8 protein-coding genes are annotated in these 12786 nt (G+C 72.6%); 2 read left to right on the top strand and 6 right to left on the bottom strand.

Features of this window, described 5'->3' with window-relative positions; all coding sequences use genetic code 11:
* Positions 1-160 precede the first annotated feature (160 nt).
* From BLT23_RS02950 to BLT23_RS02925, 6 genes are all read right to left on the bottom strand, one after another.
* Entirely contained in the window at positions 161-1129 is a 969-nt protein-coding gene (locus BLT23_RS02950) for a GlxA family transcriptional regulator (RefSeq protein ID WP_090045258.1), read from the bottom strand.
* Positions 1119-1949 (bottom strand): ABC transporter ATP-binding protein, encoded by an 831-nt coding sequence (locus BLT23_RS02945; RefSeq protein WP_090045255.1) that lies wholly within the window; start codon positions 1947-1949, stop codon positions 1119-1121. Before BLT23_RS02945 ends, BLT23_RS02950 begins: the two co-directional genes overlap by 11 nt.
* A complete protein-coding gene (locus BLT23_RS02940) occupies positions 1946-3031 on the bottom strand; it encodes a FecCD family ABC transporter permease (protein ID WP_090045253.1) in 1086 nt (361 codons plus the stop codon). The genes BLT23_RS02945 and BLT23_RS02940 overlap by 4 nt, the downstream gene beginning before the upstream one ends.
* 1 nt (position 3032) lies before the next feature.
* A complete protein-coding gene (locus BLT23_RS02935; RefSeq protein WP_090045250.1) occupies positions 3033-4013 on the bottom strand; it encodes an ABC transporter substrate-binding protein in 981 nt (326 codons plus the stop codon).
* Positions 4010-4627 (bottom strand): DJ-1/PfpI family protein, encoded by a 618-nt coding sequence (locus tag BLT23_RS02930; protein ID WP_090045244.1) that lies wholly within the window; start codon positions 4625-4627, stop codon positions 4010-4012. Before BLT23_RS02930 ends, BLT23_RS02935 begins: the two co-directional genes overlap by 4 nt.
* Before the next feature lie 304 nt (positions 4628-4931).
* Positions 4932-5294 (bottom strand): hypothetical protein, encoded by a 363-nt coding sequence (locus tag BLT23_RS02925; RefSeq protein ID WP_143035793.1) that lies wholly within the window; start codon positions 5292-5294, stop codon positions 4932-4934.
* Between the two features lie 226 nt (positions 5295-5520).
* Here BLT23_RS02925 and BLT23_RS02920 point away from each other — a divergent pair, with 226 nt between their 5' ends.
* Positions 5521-8712 carry a hypothetical protein gene (locus BLT23_RS02920; RefSeq protein WP_090045238.1) on the top strand — a complete coding sequence of 1064 codons (3192 nt, stop codon included), beginning with the start codon at positions 5521-5523 and terminating at the stop codon, positions 8710-8712.
* A gap of 2 nt (positions 8713-8714) precedes the next feature.
* Positions 8715-12779, top strand: coding sequence for a hypothetical protein (locus tag BLT23_RS02915; protein ID WP_090045235.1), 4065 nt, complete (start codon positions 8715-8717; stop codon positions 12777-12779).
* The last annotated feature ends 7 nt before the right edge of the window (positions 12780-12786 follow it).

The following is a 12786-nucleotide window of genomic DNA, read 5'->3' as shown; positions in this document are numbered from 1 at the left end:
GACCCCAGCACGAAAGAGGTCGATTTCCGGAACAAAGCGTTATCCCCGCGTCGCGTATTCCAGATAGGCGCACCACCGGAAAGCTATAGCAGCACGTCAGCCGACATAGTGCGACTCAATTGGTGAGCACTGCTCAAATCGAAGGAAGATCCGTCCCGCGTCACGGCTCGCTCTGCCGGAACGAGCGGCGGTACCGGTTCGGGCTGACGTGCAGCTCGCGGCCGAACCGGGCGCGCAGCGCGGTGGCCGAGCCGTGGCCGCTGCGTTCGGCGACGACCGGGACGGGCAGGTCCGTGGTCTCGAGCAGCTCGCGAGCGAGCTGGAGGCGCTGGCGGGACAGCCACTCCAGCGGGGTCGTGCCGGTCTGTTCGCGGAACCGGCGCGTCAGGGTGCGGACGCTGAGGTTGGCGTGCCGGGCGATGTCGGCGAGGCTGAGCGGCTCCGACGCCCGTTCGCGCATCCAGACCAGGGTGGTGGCGAGCGACCCGCCGCCGGTGGGCGCCGGGGGTGGCGGGATGAACTGGGCCTGGTCGCCGTCACGGGTGGGCGGCATGACGACGGCCCTGGCCACCGCCGCGGCCACGGCGGCGCCGAAGTCACGGCGCACGACGTGCAGGCACAGGTCCAGGCCCGCGGCGACCCCGGCGGAGGTGAGGACCTTGCCCTCGTCGACGTGGAGGGCTCCGGCGTCGACCTCGACGTCCGGGTGGCGCCGGGCGAGCTCGGCCGCGGCGGCCCAGTGGGTGGTGGCGCGGCGACCGGCGAGCAGACCGGCCTCGGCGAGGGCGAACGCACCCGTGCAGATCGAGATCGTGCGGACGCCACGCGCGGCGGCGCGCAGCAGGGAGACCACCTCCGGGGGCACCGGCCGGGTGACGGGCATCCCCGGCACGACGATGGTGCCCGCGTCCTCCGCCGCGTCGAGGCCGTGCGGGGCTTCGATCCGGTAGTAGCCGACGCCGCCCGCCGTGGCCGGGACCGACGGCGCCGTGCCGCAGACGCGCACCTGGTACGGGTAGTCGCCGCCGGGCAGCCGGGCGAGGCCGAAGACCTGGCACGGGATCGCCAGGTCGAAGCCCACGACGCCGTCGACGGCGAGCACGGCGACGACGTGCGGGTCAGCCGGCATCGGCGCCCGTCCTGGCCAGGCGGCGGGTGCGGCAGCTCCAGTGGCAGGCGTCCGGGCAGACGCACCGCGGCCGCAGCACGAACCTGGTGGCTCCGTCGTCGTGGTGCACGGTGGCGTCCACTCCGAACACCTCGCCGATGGCCTGCGGTGTCAGGACTTCCGCCGGACGCCCGTACCCGAACAGCTCGCCGTCCTTGAGAACGGCCACGGCGTCCGCGTACGTGGCGGCGAGGTCGAGGCTGTGCAGTGCCGCGACGACGGTGACGCCGAGGTCGCGGACGAGCTCCAGGAGGTCGAGCTGGTGCCGCAGGTCGAGGTGGTTCGTGGGCTCGTCGAGCACGAGCAGCCGGGGCTGCTGGGCGAGGGCGCGCGCGAGGAGGACCCGCTGCCGTTCCCCGCCCGACAGCTCCCCGACGCGGCGGCCGGTGAACGCGGTCAGCCCGGTCCGTTCGACGGCCTCGCCGATCGCGGCGTGGTCGGCACGGGTCAGCCGGTCGAAGAGGCCGAGATGCGGGGTGCGGCCCAGCGCGACGGTCTCGGCGACGGTGAGCTCGAAGCCGGAGTGCTGTTCCTGCGTCAGCACGCCGATGTCCCTGGCCGTCTCCGCCGCGGGCAGCGACCACAGGTCGCGGCCATCCGCGCGGACCGTGCCCGAGTCGGGCCGCCGGGCCCGGTAGACGGTGCGCAGCAGGGTGGACTTGCCGCTGCCGTTGGGACCGGCCAGCGCCACGAACTGTCCGGAGTGGACGGTCAGGCTGATCCGGTCCAGCACCGGGGTCCCACCCAGCGCGACGGAGACGGAGTCGAGGTCGAGTCTCACGCGTTCTCCCCGGTGGCCAGGCCGCGGGCGCGCATGACGAGCAGGAAGAACGGCACCCCGAGGAACGCGGTGAGGATGCCGATCGGCAGCTCGGCCGGCGCGATGAGCATCCGCGCCGCCACGTCGGCCCACAGCAGGAACAACGCGCCGAGCAGCGCGGTGACGGGCAGCATCCGCCGGTGGTCGGCGCCGACGAGCATGCGCGCCAGGTGCGGCACGATCAGGCCGACGAACCCGATGCCGCCCGACACGGCCACGACGGTGCCGGTCAGCAGGGTGGTGAGGACCAGCAGGTACCAGCGCAACCGGCTGGCGTTGAGGCCGAGTGCCGCGCCGGCCTCCTCACCGAGGACGAGCGCGTTCAGCCTTCGCGCCCGCACCAGCAGCAGCGCGCCGACGCCCACGACGACCGAGGCGGTGACCGGGAGCGTGGCCCACCGCGCGCCGGACAGGCCGCCGAGCATCCAGAAGATGATCTGCTGCTGGGCGGCGGAGGAGTCCGTGCGGGCGAGCATGAACGAGGTGACCCCGGCGAACAGGTGCCCGAACGCGACGCCGACGAGGATCAGCCGCATCGGCAGCAACCGGCCCCGGTGCCGTGCCATCACGAGCACCACCGCGATCGCGGCGGTGGCGCCCGCGAACGCCGCGAACGGCAGGGTCAGCGCGCCGAGCACCGAGGCACCGGTCGTCAGGACCAGGACCGCGCCCACGGACGCGCCGTGGGACAGGCCCAGCAGGTAGGGGTCGGCGACCGGGTTGCGCACGACGCCCTGCACCACGGCTCCCGCGAGGGCGAGACCGGCCCCCACGACGGCGCCGAGCAGCACGCGGGGGAACCGGATGCGCCACACGATCAGGTCGGCGGCGGCACCGGTGTCTCCCCCGCCGCGCAGGTGGTGCACCAGGATGCCCGCCACCTCTCCGGCGGGCACGCCGACCGGTCCCACACCGGTGGCCATCAGTGCCGACACGACGAGCGCGGCACCCAGCAGGACGAGCAGGACGGGGTGGGACAGGGCTCCGGTCCGCCACGCGCGTGCGGCGGGCGCCGGGGACGGTTTGCCGACGGTCGTGGTCATGTCAGCCGGCGTGCAGCGCGTTCGCGAGCTGTTCCAGCCCGTCGAGGTTGAGCGGGCTGGGGAACGACACCAGGTACTGCGAGGTCGAGACGACCTTGCTCTGCCTGCCCGCGGTGGTGCCGGCCAGCAACGGGTTCGTCCGCACCGCCGCCACCAGCTCCTGCCCCTTGAGCTTGGCGAACGTGTAGTCCGTGATGACCCAGACGACCTCCGGGTCGCGGCGCACGACCTCTTCCGGCGAGATCTCCGCGTGCATCGACGACACGTCGGAGAAGACGCTCTGCCCACCGGCCATGCTGATCAGGGCGTGCGCGATCGTGCCCGCGCCCGAGGTCCGCAACGGCTGCCCGGCCACCGGGTTGTCCTGAAGCACCAGCACCTTCGGCCTGTCCCCCGTCACCTTGGCCGCGACGGCCTGCGCGCGGCCCTCCAGCTCCGCGACGAGCTGTTCCGCACGGTCCCGCACCCCGAACACGGCGCCGAGCTTGCGCACGTACTCGTAGGTGGGCGAGAGATCCGTCAACGGGCCTTCGCTCGACCCCTTCAGGCAGGACGTGAGCCCCTTGGCCCCCATCGTGACGAGGTCGGCCTCCTTCGGGCTGCCGGGCGGGCCACCGAACGACTCGAAGCTCGTCAGCACGAGGTCGGGCTGCTGCGCGGCCACGACCTCGTTGACCGGCACCCGTTCCGCGAGGACCGGGATCCGCGCCAGCCGTTCCGCGTGCGGCGCGCTGTCGGCGCCGAACGGCGCGGGAAACCCGGTGCCCACGACCCTGTCCGCGACCCCGAGCCGCACGAGGGTCTGCGCCGCGTAGCCGTCGAGCGTCACCACCCGCTCCGGCACCTTGTCGAACGTGACGTCCTTCCCCGCGCAGTCCTTCACCGTGATCTGTCCACTCGCGACGGACGTGGGCGACGGATTGGCGGTGCCGCACGCCGTCAGCGGCAGCACCACGGCCAGAACCAGCACCGTTCGCTTCATCGCGCCGCCACTTCCCCGGCACGCAGCCACAGCGGTTCGCGCCTTTCGTACTCCAGGGCGCTTTGCACCCGTTCCGCCGCGTCGGGCCCGCGGAACCTCTCCACCAGCCACAGCGCCAGGTCCAGCCCGGACGTGACGCCACCGGCCGTCACCAGGTCACCGTCGTCGACCACCCGTGCGTCGACGTGCACCCCACCGGCTTCGACCAGGTCGCCGACCGCCCGGTGGTGCGTGGTGCACGGGCGTCCTGTCACCACCCCGGCCGCCGCCAGCAGCAACGCACCCGTGCACACCGATGCCAGCACGAGGTCCGGCCGGACGGCGTCGGCCAGCGCGGCCGGCACCCGTCCCTCGGCGATCTCGGCACGCACACCGGCGCCGTCCCCCTGCCCGTACCCGCCACCCGGCACGAGGAGCACGTCCGCGTCCCGCGGCGCCCACGGTTCCGGGTGCAGCGGCAACCCGCCCCTGGTGGTCGCGTGCGGCGGGTCACCGGGCGCGGTCAGCCGCACGCTCACCCCCAGCCCGGCCCGTCCGGCCATGCCCAGCACCGCGAACGGCCCGACGACGTCCAGGTCGTCCATGCCGTCGAAGACGACGATGTGGACCCGCAAGACCAGCCTCCCTCACGACCGGTGACCGTTGACGACCCCCATCGTCACCGTCCGCCACGACGCCGAGAAGTGGCCGCGAAGCCAACATCCGCCCGGATCCGGCCACGGCCACGGGCGCACTCCAGCTCGTCACGCACCAGTAGTCGGGGAAACAGCGCGATCGGTTCCCGGCTCATCGACGGAAGTCCAAGCGGGACGGTCGGCGGGAGAACCCGCGACTTCGCAAAACCGTCCGATGTGGACGCAGAAGGGTGCCGGGTGTGCCGAACCCGGCACACCCGGCACGAGAGCCGCCCGAGCCCGGTCACGGCTCCCGGACGGAGATGTCCGCGACGCCGTACCAGCACCAGCCCGCGCTCACCGAGTTCCACTGGTAGGGCGAGGACGCCACGAGGCCGCTGGTCGCCGTGGACCCACCGACGCACGTCACGACGATCCACCAGCCTGCCTCAGCGGGCCACAGGCCGTTGTAGCAGGACGCGGCACCGTGGGTGAAGCCCGCCGTCGTGCTGGTGCCCAGGGTGCAGTACAGGTTCCGCTTCGGCGTGGACAAGATCACCGATCCGGGTGGCGCCGCGGTGGCCGCCACCGCCGAGCCCGCCACGACGCCGAGCGCCAGCGCGCCCGCCACCGCGGCCTTTCCCGCCTTGCGCAGGAGATTTTTCATCGAGCCCCCTCGTTCGTTCCTCGGATGCGCGGCCCTTCGCCGCGCGTCGTCATCCTGTGGGCGTCCACCCGGCCACGACAGGTCCGCAAACGCGGGCTTCCCACCGGGCCAGTGCTCACTGCGGCAGTGGACCTGTGCAGGCCACCGGGTAGTGGATCTGCCGCCTCGCGAGGGCCCGCACGACATTGGGGCGATGCGTACATCCCGGACGTGGTGAGGACGACGGATGAGTGAGAACGAACTGCCGGCGCGGGACGACCAGGGCAAGACCGTCAGCCGCCGCCGGTTCCTGTATCTGACGGGTGCGGGTGGCCTGGTGCTGGCGGTCGCCAGGTCCGGGGGCACGGCGCCCGGTGACGCGACCGCCGGCTACGCGCTGACCGCCACCGCCACCCGGACGCTGCACCTGCGGCGCCGGGAGGACTCGCTCAACCTGCGGATCGACCTGTTCAACGCCGACGTGTCCGGCGCGCAGCTGCGCAAGGTCGGCTCGGGCGGCGCGTACCTGGTGGTGCACTTCCCGCCGCAGGCGGTGCTGGAGCGGACGCTGACGAACCGGCTCGGCCTGGGTGACCTGCCGTTGCCCACCAGGGTCTCGGGACCGAGCCGCCTCGCCTTCGACATCACCTCGGCGCTGCCGATGGCGCTGACGGTCGACGCGCTGCTGGCGTGGACGGCGTTCGTCCCCAGGCTGGCCCCGACCGCCACCACCACGCAGACCGCGTCCGCGCTGGTGGCGCCCATCGACACGGAGACCGCGCTGGAGCTGCCGTGGCGGATGCTGTTGTCGCCGGACGAGACCGAGGGCTGGAAGCACGCGACCACGCCGGTGACCCGCAACGACTGGACCGAGCTGTGGCACACCCGGCTCGGTGCCAGGAACGGGGCAGTGGTCGACGACGACCCGCGGGCCCGCGAGATGCGGGCGATCTGGCTCGCCGACCCGCAGATGGCGGCGTGGGTGCGTTCCCCGTCCTCCGTGCCCTCCTCCGAGGACATCACGCACGTGCTGACGCCGAAGCAGCGGTTCTCCATCGTCCGGTTGTCGGCCGACCCGGCGCTGCGCAACGGGGTCGACCCGTCGCTGCCCAAGCCGGTCGAGGTGTCCGGGCTGACGCTGAGCAGCCTCGGCGCGAGCTTCGAGGCCGAGGGCCGGTGGAACTACCGCCCCACCGCCGACCTGCAGCTCGTGGGCTGGCGGCACCGCGCCACCCTGGGCCGCGACCACGAGGTGCGCACCGAGGACGCGGGGTACCTGTGGCCCTACGGCCACCGCGCCTCCCTGATCCAGGTCGCCGAACGCCGGGTGGCCCGCCGACCGAACCCCGACGGCAGTCCCGGCCCGTGGTACGCCTACCTGCGCCAGACCCAGTACGTCGTGGTGCAGCAGCCCACGGTCACCTACTGGAACGACGAAGCGCTCGAGAAGGACGGCCGTGAGCTGCCGTTCGCCGCGATCCGCGTGCTCACCCGCAGGACGCCGGAGCTGGCCGCCTTCAAGGACTTCGCCGACCCGGCGAAACCCACCGGGACGTACGCCTCCTTCGTGCCGAAGGCCGCGACCGCGCCGACGACGCCGTTCCTGTTCCACCTGCGCGGCATCGACCACGAAGGCGGCGAGGTCGACTTCACCGCGCCGGTCGTGTTCGTGCCGGGCTCCACGACCACCTCCACCAGCCTGCTCAACGGCATCCGCAACGCCCACAACACCGGCACGTCCCCCGACGCCGTCGCCCTGCGCACCATCGACACGGCGGGCCGCAAGATCGCCCTGGCGCACCGCGGCACGCACCCGGCGGGCAGCACCACCGCCACCGTGGACCGGATCGTGCTGCACTCCCGCGTCCTGTCCTCGGCGACCGGCAGGGCCCCGTTCCAGCCGCGCATGGAACGGGCGGTGCTGCGGCTGCCCGAGGTCTCCGCGGTGACCGGCGCCGCGCTGCCCGCGACGGCGTTCGAGTTCGCCCAGCCCTACCTGGACAGCGGCATGGGAAGCGGAGCGAACGCCGGCGGCGTCTTCCTGGCGCTGCACTCGTCCGCGCCGCCGACGCCTCTCGCGGTCTCCCCCGCCACGACCGGCGGCCTGGCGACCCCCGCCGGTGACATCCAGTCGATCTCGGCCAAGTACGGGCCCGGCACCGCCTGGCCGATCGACGTGGCGAAGGACCAGTACGACCCGGCGCTGCTGTTCGGTGACGGCGGCAAGGCCAAGTTCCTCGGCGGTCTGCCGCTCAAGGACCTGCTGCCGTCGCCGGAGGGTTCACTGGCCAACTCGGACCTGGTGCCCAAGATGGGTCACCGCCGCGTGCCGGAGCTCGGGGTCGACGAGTGGTCGATGTACTGGATGCCGAAGGTGAAGGCGGCGCCGGGGTTCGAGCCGGGGCAGTCGACGCCGCACCCGCTGATCCTCAGCTCCGTCTACAGCACCCCCTACCGGGACGGCGCGGAGTCCGGTGTCCGTCTCAACGCCGAGCTGCGGGACTTCACGCTGTACCTGCTCGGCAAGCCGAACCACTGGGTCAGCCTGGAGTTCGACTACCTGCGCTACGCCTCGGCCAGCGGCGCGAAGACGCAGGTGGACTGCCACGTGCGGCGGGTGAACTTCCAGAAGAGCCTCCAGTGGGTGCAGGACATCGCCGAGAAGTTCTCGTTCCTGGGCGGCAAGCTGGAGATCACCGCGTCGACGGCGAGCGTCAAGGCGGGGCTGCGGTTCCAGCTGCCGGAGATCTCGCTGGGCCCGATGGCGATCACCGAGCTCGCGTTCCGCGCCGCCGTGGAGCTGCCGTTCGACGGCACGCCGGTGCGGCTCAGCTTCGGGCTCAACAGCCGCGAACGGCCGTTCCAGCTGCGCGTCTTCGGGTTCAACGGCGGCGGCCACGTGGACGTGGTGCTGGGCGCCGACGGGATGGAACGGCTGGAGATCGGCTTCGTCTTCGGGGCGGGGATGTCGCTGGACGTGGGCATCGGCTCCGGTGTCGTCGAGGTCGCAGGCGGCATCACCTACCTGCTGGAGAAGGTCAAGGTCACCGAGAACGGCGCGGAGGTGGTGCGCCAGCAGGTCGGCCTCGCCGCGTTCCTGCGGATCCGCGGGGCGTTGAAGATCTTCGGCATCTGCACCGTGTCGGTCGAGTTCTACATGGGCCTCACCTACCTGCAGAAGACCGACGGCAGCTCGGTGCTGTTCGGCGAGGCGTACGTGACGGTCTCCATCGAGTGCTTCTTCATCAGCGAGACGCACACCTTCCGCACCCAGCGCGAGTTCGCCAAGAGCCCGCCGCCCGCGGCGAAGCGCTCCGCCGCCGGGCAGCGCCGGGCACTGGCCGCCGCGCCCGCGATCCCCGCTCACCCGTTCGGCGCCGCCTTCACCCAGCAGGACTGGGCGGGCTACTGCGCCGCGTTCGCCCCCGTGGGAGCCTGATCATGACCAGTCAGACCATCACCTGGACCGTGCTGCCCAACGGGATCGCCGCGGGCCTGGACAAGGTCTTCTTCTCGGTGCACGTCGCACCGCGGCTGACCACCGCGCCGAACGCGTCCGGCACGCTGCGGGACTTCCCCGACTGGCAGGACTGGCCGGCCACGGTGTCCGCGGCGACGTTCGGGCTGGAGCTCACCGACCTCTCCGGCCAGGGCGGCAGCCCCCTGCGCGTCTCCGCCACCCGCGTGTCCAAGCCGGTCAGCGCCCGCTGGACGGCGTTGTTCGCCCTGTCGTCGCACGTCGCGGGGCACGCCCTGCCGAAGCTCGCCGAACGCCGGCTCCGGTCCTACCCCACCCGGCACGTGCGCGACTTCGTGCACGAGCGCTACGGCCGGTTCGGCGCGCGGTACGCCGAGGAGCACCCCACGCTCGACGCGCTGGCCGCTGCCGACGGGTTCGGCCCCGTCGGGTTCGAGTTCGACAGCGACAGGACCGGGCCGGGGCTGCTGCGCAAGCAACGGCTGCGCGAGGAGCTGGAGCAGCTGTTCGACCTCGGCCCCGGCGGGCCGCAGAAGCCGATCAGGTGGGCGGTGCCGTTCCGGCCGGGCGACGCCACGACCGCCGACGGCATCGCGTTGTCCTTCCTTCAGGCCGAGCGGTTCCACCGCAGGCGGGAGCAGCCACCCGCCGGGGACCCGCCGAAGCTCACCCAGCCGAAGCTCGACTTCCACCAGGTCGTCTCGATGACCCGCGAGTACGACCACCTCCAGCGGCTGCTCGGCCTGGTGCTCGACTTCGAGTCGGCCGACCCCGCGCTGCTGAGCCTGGTCCGCGGCAACGAGCGGGTGATGGCGGTCCGCGTGGTCACCGACCTGAAACCGGTGCTGGGCAAGGAAGCCGACGTGCACGTGCGGCCCACCATGCGGTGCAAGGTCGGCAAGGGCGTCCGGCACGTGTTCACCGCGGTCCCGCAGGACTCCGGCAGCGACCTGCGCGACGGGATGCTGCTCGTGGGCGACACCGACCGGTTCGCCGTGGTGCAGGTCGACCCGGACAGCGCGGCGCTCGCCGTGCGCCAGTTCGCCGACACCGTGACCCGCGCCCGCTACGAGCAGGGCGGGCAGGTGCTCAAGCGCAGCTCGGCCACCCCGGACCGGCAAGCCCTCCCCTCGCTGCACACGGCCGGGTTCTCGGTCGGCAGGCTGTCGCGGGCGGCCCGGCTGGCCGAGACGATCGACCGCAACCGCAAGAACAACGACGCCGCGTTCCGGCAGGACGGCTGGAAGATCACCGACGACATCGCGCTCAGCGCCGACGACGTGGTGCGGGGCTACCGGTGGGACGTGCGCGACGAGACGACCGGCAGGTGGTTCTCCCTGATGTGGCGTGACGGCGCCTACATGTTCGACCGCACCGGCGACGAGGTCGCCGTGCTGGAGGAGACGGCGGCGCAGACCGCCGCGACGACCTCCGGCGCCGAGGGCGACCAGGACCTGTACGTCCAGGAGTCGCTGATGCACTGGGCGGGCTGGAGCCTGGCCGTCGGCCGCCCCGGCAAGGGACTCGCCGGTGACAACGGGCTCGCGGACAACGACGGGTTGGTGGACAAGGACTTCCCGTTCCGCACGAAGTTCAGCGCCCGTGCGTTGCCGCGCCTTCGGTTCGGCAGGCGGTACCGGCTGCGGGCGCGCGCCGTGGACATCGCCGGCAACTCGGTGACCGCCGAGCAGGCCGACGCGATGACCGACTCGGCGCTGTCCACCGCGGCCGAGACGTTCCGGCGGTTCGAACCGGTGCCCGCCCCCGAGGTGCTGCTGCGCTCGGTGCCGGGCGAGGCCGAGTCGCTGGAGCTGATGGTGTTGCGCGGCAACACGGGCAGCGACACGAACGTCGGCACCGCCGACCGCCACGTGCTGCCGCCCCGCAGCACGGTCCAGGTCGCCGAACAGCACGGGATGCTCGACCGGGCCGTCGACGGCAGGCCGATGGACGCCGTCGCGTACGCCGACCTGGCCGCCCGCGACGCCGCCGTGCTGGAGCAGCACTCCTCGGCGCACACCCTGCCCGCACCGGCGGACGACCACTGGTACTACGACACCGACACGCTGCCCGTTCCCTACCTGCCGGAACCGCTGGCCCGGCGCGTCCTGGTGCGCGGGCTCCCCGGCAGCACCACGACGTTCACGATCGGCCAGCCCACGGGCACCGCCTGGCCCGACGTCAAGGGTTTCCGCCTGCGCCTGCAGCAGGGCACACCCGGCTGGTCGTGGAACGGGACGAGCCGCGTGCTGACCGTGCGGCTGATGCCGGGCGACAGCTACCAGCTCCAGCTCTCCACCCAGTTCGACAGCGGCGACCTCGACCTGATGGCGCTGTGGCCGTTGGTCGAGAAAGCCGCGACCGCCTGGAACGCCGCCCATCCGGCCGACCAGGTGAACGTCACCGCTCTGCGGGACTCGATCGTCGGTGGGCGGCACTGGATGTTCACGCCCGCCAGGACGCTCACCCTGACGCACGCCGTGCGCACACCGCTCGCCGTGCCGGACATCAGCTCGGTCACCGCCAGGAGACCGGCGGAGGGACAGCTCGGCTCCACCCACGCGGTGCTCGGGCCGTCCATGAGGATCAGCCGCAAGAGCAGCGGCGGCGTGGAGTTCGCCGGGCGCTGGCAGATGCCGGTGGACGACGGCGTGAACCCGGTGCAGGTGCAGGACTTCCGGGCAGCCCCGATCACCGTGACGGTCGACAGGACCCACGGGCCCGCACCGGACACGGAGACGCTGGAGTTCCAGGCACGCCACGAGTTCGGCGACACCAAGCACCGCCGCGTCCGGTACGAGGTGCGGGCGGTGACGCGCTTCAGCGAGTTCTTCCGGGAACACCGGGAAGTCGCGTTCAACGGCGTGAGCCACACCCTCGGCGTGCCGATCGACCCCGCCCACCTGGCCGTCGTCGACGAGGAGACCGGGCAGCAGTACCTGCCCGGCCCGGTGGGAAGCGACGCGGCCAAGGCACCCGGCGACTACGTGGTCACCAACGCGGCCAACGGCACGTTCAACCGCACGGACGGCGGCAGGCTCACCTCGCCGCGCACGCTTCAGGTGTCGTTCGTCCGCCCGGAGACCCGCAGCGCCCCCGCGGTCTTCGAGCAGAACATCCCCAGCACGGCCCGTCCCGCCGCACCCAAGATCCGTCAGATCGTGCCGATCTTCCGCTGGGAGAACCCGGCGCCCGGCCGGAGCGTGCGGCACGGCGGCGGGCTGCGGGTGTACCTGGAACGGCCGTGGTTCTCCAGCGGCGCCGGGGAGAAGCTCGCCGTCCTGATGTGGCCGGACGTGGTCACGGACGTGCCGGAGCACATGCAGGGCGTGGTGACGATGTGGGGCAACGACGGCACGATGCACTCGTCCGGCCTGCCCGACGACGTCACGCCGAGCTCCTTCCCGCAGGCCGCCGTCTACGGCTCCGGCTCGGGCATGACGGTGCCGGAGTTCCCGGACACGGGCCTGCGGTTCGCCGCCTACGACGTGGCCTACGACGAGGTGCGCGGCCTGTGGTACTGCGACATCCGCATCACGAGGTCGGGCGACGACCCGTTGCCGGGCTACTTCCCGTTCGTGCGCCTGGCACTGGCCCGCTACCAGCCCAACTCGCTGTACGGCTGCTACCTGTCCGCCGTGGCGACCGCGGACTTCACCCAGCTCGCCCCCGACCGTACGGTGGTCGTCACCGGCAGCGGCTCCACGCGAACCGTCCAGCTGGTCGGCCCCGGCCCGCTGCTCACCGACTCCGGCCGCCTGAACGAGGTCAGGGTGACGGTGGAGCGGCAGCTCGACGGCGTGACGGACCCGGTGCTGCGCTGGCAGCCGGCCGGTGGCGGCTTCGCCACCACGATCACCACCCCCACCAGCGAGAACGGCGTCCACACCTGGTCGGGCACCGTCTCGCTGCCCACCGGTGCGGGCGCGCTGCGGCTGGTCGTGGAGGAGTTCGAGGTGCACCGCGACGGCAACGGCGGCACCGCCGCCACCCGCCTCGTCCACACCGACACCGTCGCGCTGAGCTGAGGAGAGT

Origin of the sequence: Lentzea fradiae (genome assembly GCF_900100955.1) — a bacterium.
Lineage (GTDB): Bacteria > Actinomycetota > Actinomycetes > Mycobacteriales > Pseudonocardiaceae > Lentzea > Lentzea fradiae.
This window is presented reverse-complemented; position numbering and strand designations above follow the sequence as displayed.